The organism is Comamonas nitrativorans, from assembly GCF_042654765.1.
GTDB lineage: Bacteria > Pseudomonadota > Gammaproteobacteria > Burkholderiales > Burkholderiaceae_C > Comamonas > Comamonas nitrativorans.
The window spans coordinates 34,878-53,523 of the sequence record NZ_JBHSEW010000016.1 but is presented as its reverse complement, the minus strand read 5'-3'; the positions used below and the strand labels follow the sequence as shown (position 1 = coordinate 53,523).

At 65.0% G+C, this 18,646-nt stretch carries 19 protein-coding genes and 2 pseudogenes; 13 read left to right on the top strand and 8 right to left on the bottom strand.

Translation table 11 applies throughout. The features are described 5' to 3' along the window. Window positions 1-118: pseudogene (locus tag ACFO3A_RS14575) on the top strand (IS5/IS1182 family transposase); the annotation flags it as partial. A 7-nt stretch (window positions 119-125) separates the two neighbouring features. Here the strand turns inward: ACFO3A_RS14575 and ACFO3A_RS14570 are convergent. Both ACFO3A_RS14570 and rpsT read right to left on the bottom strand, forming a co-directional pair. Next, a pseudogene (locus ACFO3A_RS14570) lies at window positions 126-399 on the bottom strand (Arm DNA-binding domain-containing protein); the annotation flags it as partial. A 281-nt stretch (window positions 400-680) separates the two neighbouring features. Next, window positions 681-974 (bottom strand): 30S ribosomal protein S20, encoded by a 294-nt coding sequence (gene rpsT / locus ACFO3A_RS14565; RefSeq protein ID WP_377727833.1) that lies wholly within the window; start codon window positions 972-974, stop codon window positions 681-683. A 110-nt stretch (window positions 975-1,084) separates the two neighbouring features. Between rpsT and murJ the strand changes: the two genes are divergently transcribed. Next, on the top strand, window positions 1,085-2,641 hold the full coding sequence (gene murJ / locus ACFO3A_RS14560) for a murein biosynthesis integral membrane protein MurJ (RefSeq protein ID WP_377727840.1): 1,557 nt from the start codon (window positions 1,085-1,087) through the stop codon (window positions 2,639-2,641). A gap of 128 nt (window positions 2,642-2,769) precedes the next feature. Here murJ and ACFO3A_RS14555 read toward each other — a convergent pair whose 3' ends face one another. The 3 genes from ACFO3A_RS14555 to purM form a co-directional block, all read right to left on the bottom strand. Then, entirely contained in the window at window positions 2,770-3,162 is a 393-nt protein-coding gene (locus ACFO3A_RS14555; protein ID WP_377727831.1) for a universal stress protein, read from the bottom strand. Window positions 3,163-3,242: 80 nt separating this feature from the next. Further along, window positions 3,243-4,289 (bottom strand): AI-2E family transporter, encoded by a 1,047-nt coding sequence (locus tag ACFO3A_RS14550; protein WP_377727828.1) that lies wholly within the window; start codon window positions 4,287-4,289, stop codon window positions 3,243-3,245. Window positions 4,290-4,328: 39 nt separating this feature from the next. Continuing rightward, window positions 4,329-5,369 carry a phosphoribosylformylglycinamidine cyclo-ligase gene (gene purM, locus ACFO3A_RS14545; RefSeq protein ID WP_377727826.1) on the bottom strand — a complete coding sequence of 347 codons (1,041 nt, stop codon included), beginning with the start codon at window positions 5,367-5,369 and terminating at the stop codon, window positions 4,329-4,331. Between the two features lie 221 nt (window positions 5,370-5,590). Here purM and hda point away from each other — a divergent pair, with 221 nt between their 5' ends. From hda to ACFO3A_RS14520, 5 genes are read left to right on the top strand one after another with little or no spacing between them, the layout of a single operon-like run. Next, window positions 5,591-6,283 (top strand): DnaA regulatory inactivator Hda, encoded by a 693-nt coding sequence (gene hda, locus ACFO3A_RS14540; protein WP_377727824.1) that lies wholly within the window; start codon window positions 5,591-5,593, stop codon window positions 6,281-6,283. Window positions 6,284-6,311: 28 nt separating this feature from the next. Beyond that, window positions 6,312-6,998, top strand: coding sequence for a histidinol-phosphatase (locus tag ACFO3A_RS14535; protein WP_377727821.1), 687 nt, complete (start codon window positions 6,312-6,314; stop codon window positions 6,996-6,998). Between the two features lie 8 nt (window positions 6,999-7,006). After that, window positions 7,007-8,581: a polynucleotide adenylyltransferase PcnB gene (gene pcnB, locus ACFO3A_RS14530; protein ID WP_377727819.1), complete on the top strand. Its 1,575-nt coding sequence runs from the start codon at window positions 7,007-7,009 to the stop codon at window positions 8,579-8,581. A gap of 7 nt (window positions 8,582-8,588) precedes the next feature. Next, window positions 8,589-9,101 carry a 2-amino-4-hydroxy-6-hydroxymethyldihydropteridine diphosphokinase gene (folK, locus tag ACFO3A_RS14525; protein WP_377727817.1) on the top strand — a complete coding sequence of 171 codons (513 nt, stop codon included), beginning with the start codon at window positions 8,589-8,591 and terminating at the stop codon, window positions 9,099-9,101. 8 nt (window positions 9,102-9,109) lie between these two features. Further along, a complete protein-coding gene (locus ACFO3A_RS14520; protein ID WP_377727815.1) occupies window positions 9,110-10,111 on the top strand; it encodes an NERD domain-containing protein in 1,002 nt (333 codons plus the stop codon). A 166-nt stretch (window positions 10,112-10,277) separates the two neighbouring features. Here the strand turns inward: ACFO3A_RS14520 and ahpF are convergent, their stop codons facing one another. After that, complete coding sequence (ahpF, locus tag ACFO3A_RS14515) at window positions 10,278-11,834, bottom strand: alkyl hydroperoxide reductase subunit F (protein ID WP_377727812.1); 1,557 nt, start codon at window positions 11,832-11,834, stop codon at window positions 10,278-10,280. 115 nt (window positions 11,835-11,949) lie between these two features. Continuing rightward, window positions 11,950-12,525, bottom strand: coding sequence for an alkyl hydroperoxide reductase subunit C (gene ahpC, locus ACFO3A_RS14510; RefSeq protein ID WP_377727810.1), 576 nt, complete (start codon window positions 12,523-12,525; stop codon window positions 11,950-11,952). Window positions 12,526-12,745: 220 nt separating this feature from the next. Between ahpC and bfr the strand changes: the two genes are divergently transcribed. Beyond that, the gene (gene bfr, locus ACFO3A_RS14505; protein ID WP_377727807.1) at window positions 12,746-13,228 is read left to right on the top strand and encodes a bacterioferritin; all 483 of its coding nucleotides are present in this window, start codon (window positions 12,746-12,748) and stop codon (window positions 13,226-13,228) included. 18 nt (window positions 13,229-13,246) lie between these two features. Here bfr and ACFO3A_RS14500 read toward each other — a convergent pair whose 3' ends face one another. Next, complete coding sequence (locus tag ACFO3A_RS14500) at window positions 13,247-15,631, bottom strand: DNA internalization-related competence protein ComEC/Rec2 (RefSeq protein WP_377727805.1); 2,385 nt, start codon at window positions 15,629-15,631, stop codon at window positions 13,247-13,249. Between the two features lie 84 nt (window positions 15,632-15,715). Here ACFO3A_RS14500 and ACFO3A_RS14495 point away from each other — a divergent pair, with 84 nt between their 5' ends. The 5 genes from ACFO3A_RS14495 (at window position 15,716) to ACFO3A_RS14475 (ending at window position 18,633) form a co-directional block, all read left to right on the top strand. Beyond that, the gene (locus ACFO3A_RS14495) at window positions 15,716-16,177 is read left to right on the top strand and encodes a RidA family protein (RefSeq protein WP_377727802.1); all 462 of its coding nucleotides are present in this window, start codon (window positions 15,716-15,718) and stop codon (window positions 16,175-16,177) included. Continuing rightward, entirely contained in the window at window positions 16,177-16,527 is a 351-nt protein-coding gene (gene cutA / locus ACFO3A_RS14490; RefSeq protein WP_377727797.1) for a divalent-cation tolerance protein CutA, read from the top strand. The genes ACFO3A_RS14495 and cutA overlap by 1 nt, the downstream gene beginning before the upstream one ends. 134 nt (window positions 16,528-16,661) lie before the next feature. Beyond that, window positions 16,662-17,369, top strand: a complete 708-nt coding sequence (locus ACFO3A_RS14485) for a MarC family protein (RefSeq protein ID WP_377727794.1) — start codon at window positions 16,662-16,664, stop codon at window positions 17,367-17,369. Window positions 17,370-17,449: 80 nt separating this feature from the next. Beyond that, window positions 17,450-17,704: an exodeoxyribonuclease VII small subunit gene (gene xseB / locus ACFO3A_RS14480; RefSeq protein ID WP_377727792.1), complete on the top strand. Its 255-nt coding sequence runs from the start codon at window positions 17,450-17,452 to the stop codon at window positions 17,702-17,704. Between the two features lie 38 nt (window positions 17,705-17,742). After that, entirely contained in the window at window positions 17,743-18,633 is an 891-nt protein-coding gene (locus ACFO3A_RS14475; RefSeq protein ID WP_377727789.1) for a polyprenyl synthetase family protein, read from the top strand. The last annotated feature ends 13 nt before the right edge of the window (window positions 18,634-18,646 follow it).

Here is an 18,646-nt window from a genome sequence, read left to right as displayed (position 1 = left end):
CAGCTTTGCGTGGCTGGAGAAGAACCGCAGGTTATGGAAGAACTGCGAGCGCTGGCTCAATACCAGCTTGCAGTTCGTCCACTTGGCATTTCTGGCACTGCTACTCAGGAGATCGTAAACACGTTCTTAGCCCCGCTGGGATCGCCGCCCTTGCGCACCTCGGCAAGCCATTCCTGCGCCATTGTGCGTGCCTGATCGACGGTTAGTTCCCCGTACTGACCCAGGGGGGGGCTTGCGGCGCTCGCCGGCGTTCGTTCGGTACTGGAGCATGAACACCTTGCGACCGGCCGGGGTGATCTTGCACAGGAAGCCGGGCACCACGGTATCCCGCAGTTCGACGGCCTTGGCCTGAGGTTGCGCCGCATCGACAGCGGACTTGGTGAGCTTGATTTTCGCCATGATGACTCCTCGGAAAGCCCGGTTTCCAAGAGCCGCATGGGAGCCACGCGAGGGGAAGCCGGGTCAAGTTTCGGAAAGCACCGGCATATGTTGAACTCGCCTAACTGATTGATAAACCTGCTGTATCGAGCCTTGGCGTAGTCCAGCAAAATGCCGAGCTGGAGTCATCGTGAAACAAAAAAACCGCCTTGCGGCGGTTCTCTTGTTTTTGCTGGCAGCGCACCCGTTTTGCAAACGGCAGGCGGTGTGAACCGCCCGTGCTTTGCCTAAATGGGGATGGCTTAGGCGGCCAGGGCCAGGGCTTTGACCTTGGCGGACAGACGGCTCTTGTCGCGAGCGGCCTTGTTCTTGTGGAAGATGCCTTTGTCGGCCACGGAGTCGAGTACCGACTGGGCTTGCTGGAACAGGGTGGTGGCCAGGGCTTTGTCGCCAGCCAGCACGGCCTTTTCCACCTTCTTCACGGCGGTACGGTATTTGGAACGCAGCGAGGTGTTGGCGGCGTTGAGCTTGACGTTCTGGCGGGCGCGTTTACGGCCCGATGCCAGGCGGGGGTTCTTTTTGGCTTTGGTTGCCATGGTGTTTTTCCTTCGATTGGTTTGTGGATGTTGCCAGCAAAGCCACGCATTATAGCCTGGAGCGCACTTTTTTACCAAAGCCGGCGGACGCAATGGCTACACTCTCGCGGGTGTCGCTCTTCAAATCTGCCTCCATCGTCTCGCTCATGACCCTGGCCTCGCGCGTGACGGGGCTGGTGCGGGATTTGCTCATGGCCTCGATCTTCGGGGCCAACGCCCTGACCGATGCGTTCAATGTGGCGTTCCGTATTCCCAACCTGTTCCGGCGCCTGTTTGCCGAAGGGGCCTTCAGCCAGGCGTTTGTGCCGGTGCTGGCCGCCAGCCGTGCCCAGGAGGGGGAGGAGCGCACGCGGCAGTTGATCTCCAACGTCGCCACCGTGCTGGCCTGGGCGCTGCTGCTGGTGTGCGTCCTGGGCGTGCTGGGGGCGCCGGTACTGGTGTGGCTGCTGGCCAGCGGCTTTCAAAACCAGGGCGAAACCGCAGCAGCGGTGCTGATGACGCGCTGGATGTTTCCCTACATCGGCTTCATGTCGCTGGTGGCGCTGTCCTCGGGCGTGCTGAATACCTACAAGCACTTTGCCGTGCCTGCGGCCACGCCGGTGCTGCTCAATATCTGCATGATCGTGGCCGCCTGGCTGCTGGCGCCGTGGTTTGCCCGCCAGGGGATCGAGCCGATTTATGCCATGTGCGCCGGGGTGATGGCGGGCGGCGTGCTGCAACTGACGGTGCAGATTCCGGCGCTGCGCCGCCGGGGGCTGCTGCCGCGCCTGGGTTGCAGCCCGGCGGCGCTGCGTACGGCCTGGGCCGATGGCGGGGTGCGCCGCATTTTGCAGTTGATGGCCCCGGCCCTGCTGGGCGTGGGCGTGGCGCAGCTCAGTTTGATGATCAACACGCAGATCGCCTCCTACCTGGCCCCCGGCAGCGTGACCTGGCTGTTCTATGCCGACCGGTTGATGGAATTTCCCACCGCCTTGCTGGGCGTGGCCCTGGGCGTGGTGCTGACCCCGCAACTGGCAGCGGCCAGGGCGGCGGGCGACAGCCAGCGCTATTCGCAGATGCTCGATTGGGGGTTGCGCCTGGTGCTGCTGCTGGCGCTGCCCTGCGCCGTGGGCTTGCTGGCGTTTGCCCAGCCGCTGGTGGCGACGCTGTTCCACCGCGGGGCGCTGCACGGCGGCGACGTGCAGCAGATTGCCCTGGCCCTGGTGGGCTACGGCGTGGGCCTGCTCGGGCTGGTGGCGATCAAGGTGCTGGCGCCGGGCTACTTTGCCAGCCAGGACATGCGCACGCCGGTGAAGATCGCCGTGGTGGTGCTGGTGCTGACCCAGGCGCTCAATGTACTGCTGGTGCCGCGTTTGCAGCACGCGGGGCTGGCCTGGTCGATCGGACTGGGGGCGTTGGTCAATGCCGGGTGGCTGCTGGTGGGGCTGTTGCGCCGGGGCGCCTACCAGCCCGGCAGCGGGTGGCTGAAATATTTTTTTCAGGTGCTGCTGGCCTGCGGCCTGCTGGCGGCCCTGCTGCTGTGGCTGGGCCAGCGCTGGGACTGGCTGGCCCTGGGCCAGTGGCAGCGGGCCGGCTGGATGGCCGCAAGCCTGCTGGCCAGCGCGGCGGTGTATTTTGGCGCCTTGCTGGCCACCGGTGTCAGATTACGTAGCTTGTTCCGCAGGTAAACATTGAGTTTCAGCCACTTTTATGGCTGAAGTGCTTGCTGTATGTGCGGTAGCAGCTATGAATAAAGAAAACCCGCCTGAACTTCGTCAAGTTCCAAGGCGGGTATGGGGTGCTTGGTGCGTGCCGCTTATTCGGCCTTGACCGCCAGAACCGGGCAGGGCACGGACATCAGGATGTCGTGCGCTAGGCTGCCCAGCAGCAGTTTGCCGACGGCCGAGCGCCGACGCAGGCCGATCACCAGCAGGGAAACCTGTTCGCGGTGTACCAGGTTCTGGATTTCTTCCAGGGTGTCGTGGCCGCGCACGAACATCTTGAATTCGGCCGGGACGGGCAGGGCTTGCAGGCGCTGCTCCAGGCGTTCGGCCTCGTGGCCGGGGACGATGTCCCGATCTTCCTGCGGGCCGCCGGGGGCGGCATTCACGACGATCAGACGCTCGTTGCGACGGGTGGCCGTTTCAATGCCTTTTTCCAAAGCCGCTTCGCCTTCTGGGCGGGGCGCGTAGGCGACGAGAATGGTCATGGGATTTCCTTAACGAACTCAATGAAACCGTACAGCATAGCGGCTTCAAAGCCGAGTAGTACATTTTTCCAGACCCGGATTTACACCAATTTTGCCGCTTCCAGCTCTTTCTTGAGGTAGGCGTAGAACAGCGGGGCCGCTACCAGCCCGGCCGGGCCGAAGACCGATTCGGCGACGAACATCACCGACAACAGCTCCCAGACCGCCATGTGCGTGCGCTGGCCGACCACCTTGGCATTGATGACGTACTCGGCCTTGTGGATCAGGATCAGAAAGCCCAGGCAGGCCGCCGCCGTCGTGGGCGATACCGACAGGCCCACCAGCGTCAGCACCAGGTTGCAGAACAGGTTGCCCACGATGGGAATCAGCCCTGCCACGAAGGTCAGGCCGATCAGCGCCGGGGTGTAGGGCAGGCGCATGTCCCACAGCGGCAGGATGAACAGCAGGAAGACGGCGGTCAGCGAGGTGTTGAACAGCGCAATCCAGAACTGCGCGGCCACGATCTGGCGGAAGGCGTCGCCCATCAGCGTGACGCGCTGGCGCAGGCTGGCCGTCAGCGGCGCCAGCGGAATCAGGCGGGGGCGCACGGCAGCCAGCAGGCCGATCAGCAGGCCGACGTAGGCGTGCAGCAGGCCCCCCAGCCACGCCTTGCCGGCAGAGGCCAGCATCCCGGCCTTGGTCGCCAGATAGGTGGCGATGGTGCGCTGGATGTCTTCCGTGCCCTGGGGCAGCTGGGCGCCCAGGTCGGGGGGGAGTTTTTGCTGTAACTCCAGAATGGTGTGCGCCAGGAAGTTGAGCAGCTCGCGGTACTGCTGGGGCGCTTCCATGATGTAGCCACGGGTGTGCGACAGGGCGCTGGAGAGCAGCAGCAGCGGCGCCAGGCCGACCAGAACGGCTGCGGTCACCTGCGCCCAGCGCCGGGGAACGACGGCGGGCGCCCGCCGATCCAGGCGGTCCAGCAGGCTGGCGATGCGCCGTGTGAGCAGAAAGCCCAGGCAGGCGCACAGCAGGCCGGGCAGGAGTCCTTGCAGCATGACCAGCAGCAGCGTGGCGGCCATGAGCAGGTAACTGGCCACCCGCACCGTCCGTGACGGTGGCGAGGAGGTCGGGACAAGAGAAGGGAGCAAGTTGCTCTCCTGCGCAGGAAAGGGAAAGGGGCCGAAGCGTTACACCAGGGCCACTGCCGGGCCAGTGCCGCGCGGGGCAATCTGGCCGATGGCAAAGACGGTTTCGCCCAGCCCGCGCAGGGTCGCAGCCGTGGCTTCGGCGGCTTCTGCGGGCACGACCACCACCATGCCGATGCCGTTGTTGAAGGTGCGGTTCATCTCCACATCGTCGATCCCGGCGGTGGCCTGCAGCCAGGCAAACAGCTCGGTCTGCGGCCAGCTGCCTTTTTGCAGCTGGGCCGCCAGCCCTTCGGGCAGGACGCGGGGGATATTTTCCAGCAGGCCGCCACCGGTGATGTGCGCCAGGGCCTTGATGGGGTGCTGTGCCAGCGCGGCCAGCACGTTTTTCACGTACAGGCGCGTGGGCTGCATGATGGCTTCCTTGAACGGCCGGCCGTCCAGCGTGGCCGGGGCGTTGCTGCCGGCACGGTCGATGCACTTGCGCACCAGGGAAAAACCGTTGGAATGCACGCCGGCAGAGGCCAGGCCCAGCACCACGTCACCGGCCTGCACGTTCTGGCCGGTGAGGATCTTGGACTTTTCCACCGCGCCGACGGCAAACCCGGCCAGGTCGTATTCGCCATCGGGGTACATGCCGGGCATCTCGGCGGTTTCGCCACCAATCAGGGCGCAGCCGGACAGCTCGCAGCCCTTGGCAATGCCGCCGACCACGGCGGCCGCCGTGTCCACGTCCAGCTTGCCGCAGGCGAAATAGTCCAGGAAGAACAGGGGTTCGGCCCCTTGCACCAGCACGTCGTTCACGCTCATGGCCACCAGATCGATGCCCACGGTGTCGTGCATGTTCCATTCAAAGGCCAGTTTCAGCTTGGTGCCCACGCCGTCGGTGCCGCTGACCAGCACCGGTTCCTGGTAGCGCTTGGGCACTTCGAACAGGGCGCCAAAGCCGCCGATGCTGGCCAGCACGCCTTCGCGCATGGTTTTCTTGGCCAGCGGCTTGATGCGTTCGACCAGCGCATCGCCGGCATCGATGTCCACACCGGCGTCTTTGTAGGAAATGGGGGGGTTGGAAGCAGTGCTCATGGCAGGAGGCGGAATAAGGCTAGAGAGCGTTTGCCAGCGCAGCAAACGGCTGAACTTGCGGATTCTAAGGCCCGCACTGGAGGCCGGGGGTGGGCTGGGACTAAAATGCCGGGTTTTCGCGGCCTGGCCACCATGCAGTGTGTGGGCAGACCGTTTCCCTGTATCCCCTTCGTCCCCTGGTTTCGCATGTCGTTGTGCCGCACTGCGCTGCTGCTGTCCGCATGAAGCAGTTGGCCCTGGATATTGGCTTGCCCACAGGCCCCTCGCTGGAGCGTTTCTACGCCGGGCGCAATGCACCCGTGGCGCAGCATGTGCGTGCCTGGGTGCTGGCGCACGCCGGCCCGCACATGCCGGTGCCCACCTACGTCTGGGGCGACAGCGGCGCGGGCAAGACCCATCTGCTGCAGGCCGTGCGCGAGCTGCTGCGCGAGCAGGGCGTGCAACTGGGCTGGATGGACGCCAGCACGGGCTTTCCGCCCGAATTCGACGAGCGCTGGGGCGCGGTGCTGATGGACGACGTGCACAGCTACACGCCCATGCAGCAGCAGCGGGCCTTCAACTGGTTCGTCAATGCCAGCAACCCGCCCAGCGGCCGGCCCTGCTGGGTGCTGACGGCGGGCAATGCGCCCCCGGCGGACTTGCGCCTGCGCGACGACCTGCGCTCGCGCCTGGGCTGGGGCCATGTGTTCCAGCTCCAGGTGCCCAACGAGGACGAATGCCGCCGCATCCTGCAAAACGAAGCCGCCGCCCGGGGCGTGACCTACAGCGCCGATGTGCTGGACTACATGCTCAAGCGCTTTTCGCGTGACCTGTCCAGCCTGATGCCCTTGCTAGACATGCTCGACGACTTCGCCCTGCGCAACAAACGCGCCATCACCATTCCCCTGCTGAAAACCATGTTGGAGACGCAGTAAGTCTGCGCTGGCAGCTATTACTTTCTTTATGAATAAACCTTTGATCCGCCTGGCCCTGTTCGACCTGGACCACACCCTGCTGCCGCTGGATTCCGACCACGGCTGGGGCGAGTTCACCATGCAGATCGGCTGGTGCGACCGCGCCGAGTTTGGCCGCCGCAACGACGCTTTCTTCCAGGACTACCTGGCCGGGCGGCTGGACATCCACGACTACGTGCGCTTTGCCACCGAAGCCGTGGTGCAGCGCGGCCCGCAGGCTGCTGCCGCCGCGCACCAGCGCTTCATGGACGAGGTGATCCGCCCGGCCATGCGCCCGGCGGCCATCGAACTGGTGCGCCGCCACCAGCAGGCCGGGGACGTGGTGGTCATCACCTCGGCCACCAACGAGTTCGTCACCCGCCCCATCGCCCAGGCGTTCGGCGTGGAGGAACTCATCGCCACCGAGCTGGAGCGTGGCCCCGACGGCTGGCTGACCGGGGAAGTGGCAGGCCAGCCCAACATGCGCGAAGGCAAGGTGCTGCGCCTGGCGCAGTGGCTGGCCGCACGCGGCTGGGACTGGGGCGATGTGGAAGCCACCTTCTACAGCGACTCCATGAACGACCTGCCCCTGCTGGAGCAAGTCCAGCACCCCGTCGCCACCAACCCCGACCAGCGCCTGCGTGCCCTGGCGCAACAGCGCGGCTGGCCCGTGCTGGATTTGTTTGAAGAAAAATAAGCCCCCTCATGATCAAGACCTTTATCGACAAACTGCTGGGCAAACCCGCCGCCCGCAGCCGCAAAAACCCCTTCGGCAAACGCGAGGAGCTGCCTGCCAGCGTCCACGGCATCGACCCCAAGCTGGTCGATGACCGCGCCATCGACGTGGTGCGCACGCTGAAAAGCGCCGGGTTCGAGGCCTACATCGTCGGCGGTGCGGTGCGCGACCTGCTGCTGGGCCTGCGCCCCAAGGACTTCGACGTGGCCACCAACGCCACGCCCGAGGAAGTCAAGCGGCTGTTTCGCCGTGCCTTCATCATCGGCAAGCGCTTTCGTATCGTCCACGTTGTTTATGGTCGGGGGCGCGAGCATGAGGTGATCGAAGTCTCCACCTTCCGCGCCTTCCTGGACAACAGCCAGGCCGAGCAGGTCAGCGGCAACGAGCGCACCAGCAAGCAGCAGCTGATGGGCGTGCAGCACGCCGTGGATGCCAGCGGCCGTGTGCTGCGCGACAACGTCTGGGGGCCGCAGGACCAGGACGCCACGCGGCGCGACTTCACCATCAACGCCATGTATTACGACCCGCACAGCCAGGTGCTGGTCGATTTCCACAAAGGCATTCAGGACGCGCACAAACGCGTCCTGCGCATGATCGGCGACCCGGAGCAGCGCTACCGCGAAGACCCGGTGCGCATCATCCGCGCCGTGCGCTTCGGGGCCAAGCTGGCCCACCTGGGCTTCAAGCTGGAGGCCAAAACCGCCAAGCCCCTGGTCGCCTGCGAGCCGCTGCTGCATGACGTGCCGCAAAGCCGGTTGTTCGACGAAATGCTCAAGCTGCTGCTCACCGGGCACGCCGCCGCCTCCATCGCGCAACTGCAGAAGCTGGGCCTGTCCAAAGGCATCTACCCGCTGCTGGACGTGGTCGTGGAACGCGCCGCCACCCCCATGGTGCAGGCGGTATTGCAGGACACCGACCGGCGCGTGGCCGAAGGCAAAACCTGCGTGCCCAGCTTTTTGCTGGCCTGCGTGCTGTGGCAGGACGTGCAGACCGGCTGGCAGCAGCGCCTGCAGGACGGCTGGCACAGCTTCCCGGCCCTGCAGGAGGCCATCGACGAAGTGTTCGAGCGGCGCATCGGCGACGTCTCGGGCCGGGGCAAGCTGGCTGCCGATATGCGCGAAATCTGGGCCATGCAGCCGCGTTTCGACAAGCGCACCGGCGCCATGCCTTTCAGCCTGGTGGCCCAGGGGCGTTTCCGCGCCGGGTTCGACTTCCTGCGCCTGCGGGCCGACGTGGGCGATGCCGACGAAGCCCTGGCCAACTGGTGGCAACTGTTCCAGTACGCCGACGAAGCCCAGCGCGAAGACCTGATCGCCCAGGCCCGCGACGAGCAGCGCCAGCGCCAGAAAACGCAAAAACCCAAGGCACCGCGCAAACCGAAGGCCGAGGCCGACGGCAGCCCCGGTGGGTTGGATGCCGCTGCCGTGCAGGCCGGTGGCGCAGGCGAGCCGTCTGCCGATGCGCCCGCGAAAAAACGCCGTCGCCGCCGCAAAAAGCCCGCTGGCGAAGCGGCATCCGCCCCTGAAGGCAGCGCCGAAGGTTGATGCGGGCATGAACGCCGCCGCCGCTGAAACCGTCCCTGCCACCGTCTACATCGGCCTGGGGGCCAACCTGGGCGACCGGGGGCAGGCGCTGCGGGCTGCCGTGCAGGCGCTGGCCGCTCTGCCGGGCACGCGGCTGTGCGGCGTCTCCAGCCTCTACAGCAGCGCCCCGGTGGATGCCACCGGGCCGGATTACCTGAACGCCGTCGCCGTGCTGGAAACGGACGCCGCGCCGCAGGATTTTCTGGCGCAACTGCAAGCCCTGGAAAATGCCGCAGGCCGCCAGCGCCCCTACCGCAACGCCCCGCGCACGCTGGATCTGGACATTCTGCTGTGGGGCGATGCCCGGCTGGACACCCCGCAGCTCACCGTGCCCCACCCGCGCATGGCCGAACGCGCCTTTGTGCTGCGCCCCCTGGCCGAACTCGCCCCGCAGCGCGTCACCGCCGCGCAACTGGCCGCCGTGGCCGGGCAAGCCATCGCCGTGCTGGCCGGGCCGGATTGGGTGGAGGGATGCGAGTAAAGGTAACCATGGCCGCGTATGTCTTGTTTTTTGCGTTGTTTTTCAGCTCTGCTGGGTGGGCCGATACCAGGCTGCCAAGAGCAGTGAAAAATACAGTTTTCAAATGCCAAATTGAAGGTAAGACGCATTATTCCGATAGCCCCTGTCCCGATGCTATTGCCGTGGATGTCACGCCGACACGCGGTGTTGATAGCATGTCAGGCACAAAGCGCATCAGCGCTGAAGTTCAGCGCGAGATATTGGAAGAAAAACTGGCGAAACAAAAACGACAGATCGTCACTGTTGAAAAAACTCCATCCACTCCAAAAGCATTGACTCCAGCGGCACCGCTAAAAAATACCGACCATCAGCAGCGTGCCCAACCAAGTATGAATATTTTTCCTGTCATGCTTCAAGCGGTGAAGCCATTTTTTTGGTTGATACCATTTTTTGTTATTATTTTTTTACTTCGCTCGCCCTTTTTCAAAGGCTGGCTCGGTGAAAAAATGGTTAGGCGTGCATTGGAGGAAAATTTAGATAAAAACAATTACTTGCTCTTGCATGATGTGACCTTGGAAGACCAGATGGGCTCCACGCAAATTGATCATATCGTCGTGTCGCCGTATGGAATTTTTGTTCTGGAAACAAAGCATTACAAGGGCTGGATATCTGGGCACGAGCGTGACGCACAATGGCAGCAGACGAATTTTCAGAAGAAAAATAGATTCCAGAACCCATTGCGCCAAAATTACAGACACATCAAAGCCCTGGAGGGATTGCTTGGTGTACCAATGAATTTTCTCCATTCAGTAATTGTATTTTCAGGAACGTGTGAACTGAAATCCAACTTTCCTGCCAATGTTTGCACGACTGGTAATTTTCTAGGATTTATAAAAACATTCAAAGAACAAATAATCCCGGCGCATCAAATGCAGGCTATCTGGGAAAAAATTGAAGGCAGTCGCTTGGCACCTACGCATAGGACGCATCAAGCACATGTCGAGCAGTTGCGCAAACGGCATGGTCGTTGAATTTGCTATATTATAAATAGCTTTTATCGCAGGTAAATGAACGATTTCAGATTATTTTAATGCTGAAATCATTGCATGAATAGCGGAAGAAGCTATGAAAAAAGGACTGCCCTTTGCGGGGCAGTCCTTTTTTCTGGGGGATTTCTGACCGCGCCAGTGGGGCAGCTTAGTTGCGGATCAGGTGGTCGAACGCCGACAGCCCTGCCGTCGCGCCGGCACCGGCGGCGATGACGATCTGCTTGTACGGCACGTTGGTGCAGTCGCCCGCCGCGAACACGCCGGGGACACTGGTCTGACCCTTGGCGTCGATGACGATTTCGCCCATCTTGTTCAGCTCCAGCGTGCCCTTGAGCCAGTCGGTGTTGGGCAGCAGGCCGATCTGCACGAAGATGCCTTCCAGCGCCACCTGCTTGACTTCGTCATTGGTGCGGTCTTTGTAGGCCAGGCCAGTGACCTTGCTGCCGTCGCCCAGCACTTCGGTGGTCTGGGCGTTCTTGATGACGGTGACGTTGGGCAGGCTGGCCAGCTTCTTTTGCAGCACGGCGTCGGCCTTGAGTTCGGGCATGAACTCGAACACGGTCACATGCTCGACCACGCCGGCCAGGTCGATGGCCGCTTCCACGCCGGAGTTGCCGCCGCCGATCACCGCCACGCGCTTGCCCTTGAACAGCGGGCCGTCACAGCTCGGGCAATAGGCCACGCCCTTGGTGCGGTACTGGTCTTCGCCGGGCACGTTCATGTTGCGCCAGCGGGCGCCGGTGGACAGCACCACGCTCTTGGCTTGCAGGGTGCCGCCGTTTTCCAGTTCGACGGTGATCAGGCCGCCGGTTTCGGCAGCGGGAATCAGCTTGGCGGCGCGTTGCAGGCGCATGACGTCGATGTCGTAGTCGCCGATGTGCGATTCCAGCGCGGCGGCAAACTTCGGGCCTTCGGTCTTGTTGACCGAGATGTAGTTCTCGATGTCCAGCGTGTCGTTCACCTGCCCGCCGATGCGCTCGGCGGCAATGCCGGTGCGGATGCCCTTGCGGGCGGTGTAGATGGCAGCGGCTGCGCCGGCAGGGCCGCCGCCGACGATCAGCACCTCGAATGCCTCTTTGGCCGACAGCTTGGCCGCTTCGCGGGCGGCGGCACCGGTGTCCAGCTTGGCGACGATTTCGCCCAGCAGCATCCGGCCTGCACCGAACACCTGGCCGTTCAGGTAGACCATGGGCACGGCCATGATTTCGCGCTCCTGTACTTCCTGCTGGAACGCCCCGCCTTCGATCACGGTGGTCTTGATGTTGGGGTTGAGGATGGCCATGAGCGACAGCGCCTGCACCACGTCGGGGCAGTTGTGGCACGACAGGCTCATGTAGACCTCGAAGTTGAAATCGCCTTCGATGGCGGCGATCTGGTCGAGCAGGTCTTGCTCTTCCTTGGGCGGATGGCCGCCCGTCCACAGCAGGGCCAGCACCAGCGAGGTGAATTCGTGGCCCAGGGGCAGCCCGGCAAAGCGCAGGCTGCTGGTGCTGCCCTGGCGTTGCAGGGTGAACGACGGCTTGCGGGCGTCGTTGCCATCCAGGCGCAGGCTGATCTTGTCGCTGCGCAGGGTCTGGATGGTGGTGAGCAGATCGCGCATCTGTGCGGCAGTCTCGCTCTCGTCCAGGGAGGCCACCAGCTCGAAGGGCTGGGTCACGCGCTCCAGGTAGGCGGCCAGTTGGGTTTTGAGTTGATCGTCAAGCATGGGTGTCCTCCGAAAAAGCAGTGGTTTTTAAGAATTTTGGGCAATAAAAAGCCGGACGGCACGGCGCTCGCACCCGTCCGGCTTGCACTAGGGAACGGTCCCTAAGGCAACAGGCTTAGATCTTGCCGACCAGGTCCAGCGAAGGCGTCAGCGTGGTGGCGCCTTCTTTCCACTTGGCCGGGCACACCTGGTCGGGGTGGGCGGCGGTGAACTGGGCAGCCTTGAGCTTGCGCAGGGTTTCCGACACGTCGCGGGCGATTTCGTTGGAATGCACTTCCATGGTCTTGATCACGCCATCGGGGTTGATCACGAAGGTGCCGCGCAGGGCCAGGCCTTCTTCGGGGATATGCACGCCAAAGGCGTTGGTCAGCTGGTGGGTCGGGTCGCCGACCAGGGGGAATTTGGCCTTGCCCACGGCGTCGGAGGTTTCGTGCCACACCTTGTGCGAGAAGTGGGTGTCGGTGGTGACGATGTAGACCTCGGCACCGGCCTTCTGGAATTCGGCGTAGTTGTCGGCGGCGTCTTCGATCTCGGTGGGGCAGTTGAAGGTGAAGGCGGCCGGCATGAAGATCAGCACGGACCATTTGCCCTTGAGGGATTGCTCGGTCACTTCGATGAATTCGCCCTTGCCAGCGCGGTTCACAAAAGCTTGGGTCTTGAAGGGTTGAACTTGGGTGTTGATCAGAGTCATTGCAGTTTCCTTTCGTTGTGAAGTGAGTGTTTGACTGAACACAGCACGGAAGTTTAGCGCCGTTCAAAAATAAATCTAATCAATTGATTTGATTGTTGCGATTGTTAATAACTAACATCATGCGGCTTGCGATGCGTTGTCGACCACCGGTTATTCCTCAGCGTCGGCAGCGCTCTTGCCGCTGGGCCGACAATGGCGGTTTTACAAGGAGTGTTCCCACATGCAAGGCGAACCCAAGGTCATTGCCGCGCTGCAAGCGCAATTGAAAAACGAACTCACCGCCATCAACCAGTACTACATGCACTACCGGCTGCAGAAGCACTGGGGTTTCGAGGCGCTGGCCAAGGTGGAATACAAGGAATCCATCCACGCCATGAAGCACGCCGATGCGCTGATGGACCGCATCCTGATCCTGAACGGCCTGCCCAACCTGCAAGACCTGGGCAAGCTGCAAGTGGGCGAGGACGTGCCCGAAACCCTGGCCTGCGACCTGCGCCATGCGCAAAGCGCCCAGCAGTGCCTCAAGGACGGCATCCACGCCGCAGAAACGGCGCAGGACTTCGTCTCGCGCGATCTGCTGCAAAAGCTGCTCGACCGCACCGAAGAGCGCATCGACTTCCTGGAGACGCAGCTGAATTTGGTCGAATCCCTGGGCCTGGAAAATTACCTGCAAAGCCAGATCGGCGAGGCGCACGAGGGTTGACGTCCGGGCAGGGCGGGGCTACGGCCTGACGCTCTGCCAATAACGCGGCTGCCGTTCACGCTCGCACAGCGCCGTATCCGGCCGGGTGGAATGCCAGTGGATGGCCCCGCAGGTGGCGGTGTTGAAAAGCTGCGCCTGCGCCGCCTGCAAGCGCTGCACCACCGGCGCGGCGGGGTGGCCGAAGCGGTTGCGCCAGCCGCTTTGCACCAGGGCCACCTGCGGCTGCACGGCTTGTACCCAGGCGGCCGAGGTGGAGGTCTTGCTGCCGTGGTGCGCCACCAGCAGGGCATCGGCCCGCACGTCGGTGCCCGCCCGCAGCAGGGCGCGTTCCTGGGCCTGTTCCATATCGCCGGTCAGCAGGGCGACGGCACCGCTGGCCGAACGCACCTGCACTACGCAACTGATCGCATTGGTCGCCGGTTTGGCGCCGGACGGGCGCGGCAGCGTGTCCGGGGCAGGCCACAGCACGGTGAAGGTGACCTGCTCCCACACCCACTGCTGCCCTTGTTCGCACGCCTGCCAGGGGCGCTGCGCCTGCGCGGCGATGTCGGCAATGCCGCTGCCGCGCAAAGCGGCTTGCGGCTGGGCGGCGAGGACGGACAGCGCCCCGCCGGTGTGGTCGCTGTCCGCATGGGTGAGCAGCACCATGTCCAGCCGCAGGCCCAGGGCGTGCAGCAGCGGCACGATGGTCTGGCTGCCCGTGTCCCCGCCGTCCCAGCGCGGGCCGGTATCGACCAGCAGGGCGTGGCCTGCCGTCTGCACCAGCACGCTGCTGCCTTGCCCCACGTCCAGCGCCAGCAGGGAAAACTCCCCCGGCGGCGGGGGCCGGGGCTGCCACAGCAGCATGGGCAGTACCAGCGGCAGCCCCAGCAGGCGCAGCGGCCAGGGCCAGCGCAGCAGCAGCCACAGGCAGCCCGCCATGCTGACCACGCCCAGCGCCAGCGGCGGCTGGGCGAAATAGGCCACCGCCCCCGGCCACTGCGCCATCCAGGCCAGCAGGGCGAGCAGCACGTCGGCGCACCACACCGCCGCCGTCCACAGCGGCGGGCAGACCACCCCGGCCATGGCCAGGGGCGTGAGCAGCAGCGTCACCCAGGGAATGGCCCACAGGTTGGCGAAAAACCCGACGACGGACACCTGCCCGAACAGCAGCAGGGTCAAGGGGGCCAGGGCCAGGCCGATCAGCGTTTGCTCGCGCACCAGCCGCCACAGGGGCCGCCACCAGCGCCAGGGGCGGGCGGCCAGCCCCGGGCCGGTCATGAACAGCACGCCCACGGCGACGAAACTCAGCCAGAACCCCGCTTGCAGCAGCGCCCACGGGTCCCAGGCCACCACCACGGCCAGCACCAGCAGCCAGATGCGCGGCCAGGGCCACTGCACACCCAGGCTGCGCAGCAGGGTGACGGTGAGCAGCATCAGCAGCGTGCGCTGCGCCGGAATGCCCCAGCCGCTGAACAGGGCGTAGCCCAGCGCCAGCGCCAACCCCACCCAGGCGGCGGCCAGCGGGGCGGGCCAGCGCAGGCACAGGAAACGGCTGCGCCGCCACAGCCCGCCGACCAGCACCACGGCCAGCCAGGCAAACATGGTGATGTGCAGGCCGCTGATGCTGACGAGGTGGGCCACCCCGGTGGCGCGAAAAATCTGCCAGTCCGCCTTGTCGATCGCGCCCTGGTCGCCGGTGACCAGGGCCACCACCACCCCGGCGGCCCGGCTGGTGCCCGCGTAGCCGTGCAGCCGCTGGCGCACCTGTTCGCGGGCCTGTTCCAGCGGGGCGTGCCCGGTCTGGCCCAGCCGTTGCGCCGGGGGGTGCGGGCGCACGTAGCCGTTGGCCTGCACGCCCTGGCTCCACCACCATTGCTCCAGGTCGAAACCCTGTGGGTTGCGGGCACCGTGCGGGCTTTGCAGGCGCACCGTCCAGCGCCAGCGCTCGCCGGCGTGAACCGTCAAGTCCGGCGTGTAGTGGCGCAGGGCGATGCGCGGCGGCAGCGGCACGGGGATGCCCGCGCCATCCCGGGCGTGTTCGGGTGCGAACAGCCAGCGCTGGCCGCGTTCCGTCGTCTGCGGCAGGCTGATGATGACGCCTTGCACGGTGATGTCCGCCCCCTGCAGGGCGGCAGGCAGCGCGTGGCGGGCAAAGGCCATGGCCCGTATGCCGGTGCTGCTCCACCCGGCCAGGGCCAGCGCCAGCAGCACGCCCAGGCAGGCCGAAGACCGTGGCACTGCCTGACCGCGCCAGAGCAGCCCGGCCAGCCCGGCGGCGGCCACGCCCCCAGCGGCATAGCCCCACAGCGGCCCCAACTGCCCCTGCTGCAATTGCAGCGCACAGCCCAGCACCCAGCCCATCAGGGGCCAGGCGGTCAGCCAGGGGGAAATTTGGCGGTCAGGGGCTTGCGCTCTTGGCATACTTGCGGGCCATGCTAGTGGGGGCGGATGAATTTGGGCAAGCGCTCAAACCCCACACTGGCGGTAATGAAAGAAAGCATCACCATGAGCGTTTACGACCAACTGCAAGCCCTGAACATCACCCTGCCGCCCCTGGCCGTGCCGGCCGCCGCCTATGTGCCCTTCGTGCAGACGGGCAATCTGGTGTTCCTGAGCGGCCATATCGCCCGCAAGGCCGACGGCACGGTCTGGGCCGGCCAACTGGGCGGGCAGGTCAGCACCGAAGACGGCAAGCAGGCGGCCCGCGCCATTGCCGTCGATCTGATGGGCACGCTGCAGGCGGCCTGCGGCGGCGACCTGAATCGCGTCAAGCGCATCGTCAAGGTGATGAGCCTGGTCAATTCCACGCCCACGTTCACCGAGCAGCACCTCGTCACCAACGGCTGCTCCGAGCTGCTGGGCGAAGTTTTCGGCGACAAGGGCAAGCACGCCCGCAGCGCCTTTGGCGTGGCGCAAATCCCGCTGGGCGCGTGCGTCGAGATCGAGCTGATCGCGGAAATCGAATAATGCCGTCCGCGCCCCCGGCAGTGCAATTGCTGGCCGTCTTCACCACCGTCCCCGATGCGGCCAGCGCCGGGGCACTGGCCCAGGCCGCCATTGCCCAGGGGCTGGCTGCCTGCGTGCAGCAGGACAGCGTCCACAGCACCTACCAATGGCAGGGCCAAATGCAGTCCGAGCCGGAGGTGCGCCTGCTGTTCAAAACCACCACGGCGGCCTGGCCCGCGCTGCAGGCGCTGATTGCCCGGTTGCACCCTTATGAAGTACCGGCGATTTATGCCTTGCCGGTGCCGCACGCCAGCGCCAGCTATGCCCGGTGGGTGGCGGATCAGGTTGCAGTGAATACTGATAAACCATAGCTGCTGCCGCTTGCCAACTAACGATTTCAGAATCATTTATCTTTCAAATCCTTGCAGCACCAGCGGCAACAGCAACTGAATTGATAGCTTGCGTGCCCCTGCCATAAATTATTGATTTGCATCTTCCCCTTGCCATGAACCTGCCGTTCCTCGATCTGCTCACCGCCTTTGGGCAAAGCCTGCTGTTTGCCTTCATCGGCGTGCTGCCCATCATCAACCCCCTGGCGACGGCCCCGCTGTTCGTCGATCAGGCGCGGGGCCTGAGCGAGCAGGATCGCGCCCTGCTGGCCCATCGCATCGGCAAGAACGTGGCGATTCTGCTGACCTCCACCATGCTTACCGGCTCCTACGTGCTGCGCTTTTTCGGCGTCTCGCTGCCTGCCGTGCGCATTGCCGGGGGGATGATCGTCGCCTCCATCGCCTGGAGGATGCTCAACGCCCAGCAGGCCACCACCGACGACGCCACCCAGATCGCCCAGGCGCTGACCTGGGACAAGGCCCGCGTCAAGGCCTTCTACCCTCTGACTTTTCCCCTGACCTGCGGCCCCGGCACCATCGCCGTGGCCATTGCCATCGGTGCCAGCCTGCACTCGCGCACCAGCGTGCCGCTGACTCTGGCGAACATGAGCGGCGGGCTGGCGGCCTCGGTACTGCTGGGGATTCTGGTGGCGCTGACCTTCCGCTACGCCACCACCTTGCTGCGCCGCCTGGGCGACACCGGGCAGGTGGTCTTCATGCGGCTGATGGCCTTCATCCTGCTGTGCGTGGGCGTGGAAATCGTCTGGAGCGGCGCACGCGCCCTGCTGGCCGGGCTGGGCATTGGCGCCCCGGATGCGCAATAGCCGCCCACGCCGTCGTTGAGCGTGGGGTGCGCCTAAAATCCCGGCTTTCCCCTTCGCCACACTCTGCGCCCCCTTTTGCCATGCCTGCCAAGCGTTCTGCCGAAAAAAAATCCTCCTCCCCCTCCGACGAGCCGGCCAGCTACGAAGCCGCCCAGGCCGAATTGCAGGCGCTGGCCCAGGCCATGGAATCCGGGCAATTGCCGCTGAGCGAGATGCTCGACGGCTACCGCCGCGCCTCGGTGCTGCTGCGCTACTGCCATGCCCAACTCGATGCGGTGGAGCAGCAGATCCTGCAACTCGATGGCGGCGACCTCAAACCCTGGGCCGCAGAGTGAACCCATTGATCGCAGGAACCACAGGAAGCGGGCAGGCCGTGCAAGATTTTGATTTTTCCCATTGGGCCAACGCGCAGTGCCGGCAGGTGGAGCAGGCGCTGACCGACTGGGTCGGCATCGGCGCCCCGGCCGGGCTGGGCGAGGCGATGCGCTACGCCGTGCTGGACGGCGGCAAGCGCCTGCGCCCCTTGCTGGTGCTGGCCGCGGCCCAGGCCGTCGGCGGCAATGCCGCTGCCGCACTGCGGGCCGCCTGTGCGGTGGAGCTGATCCACGCCTACTCCCTCGTCCACGACGACATGCCCTGCATGGACAACGATGTGTTGCGCCGGGGCAAGCCCACCGTCCACGTCGCCTTTGGCCAGGCCCAGGCGCTGCTGGCAGGCGATGCCCTGCAAGCCCAGGCGTTCGAGCTGCTCACCCCCGGCGTGGCCGAAGTGCCTGCGGCCATCCAGGCCGACCTGTGCCGCATCCTGGCCCGCGCCGCCGGAGCGCAGGGCATGGCGGGCGGGCAGGCCATCGACCTAGCCAGCGTCGGCCAGCCCTTGACCGAGGCGCAACTGCGCCAGATGCACCGCCTGAAAACCGGCGCCCTGCTGGAAGCCTGCGTGCTGCTGGGTGCTGCCTGCGGCCAGACCCCGGCGTCGGCCCTGGCCGTTTTGCAGACCTACGGCCAGGCGCTGGGGCTGGCGTTTCAGGTCGTGGACGATGTGCTGGACGTGGTGGCCGATGCGGCCACCCTGGGCAAAACCCCCGGCAAGGACGCGGCCAACGACAAGCCCACCTACGTCGCCCTGCTGGGCCTGGACGGCGCCCAGGCGCTGGCGCAGGACTTGCTGGCCCAGGCCTGTGCCGCCTTGCAGCAATCGGGGCTGGCCGATACCCGCGCCTTGCTGGCCCTGGCCCGACAGGTGGTGGGGCGATCGCATTGAATGCCGCCTGTAT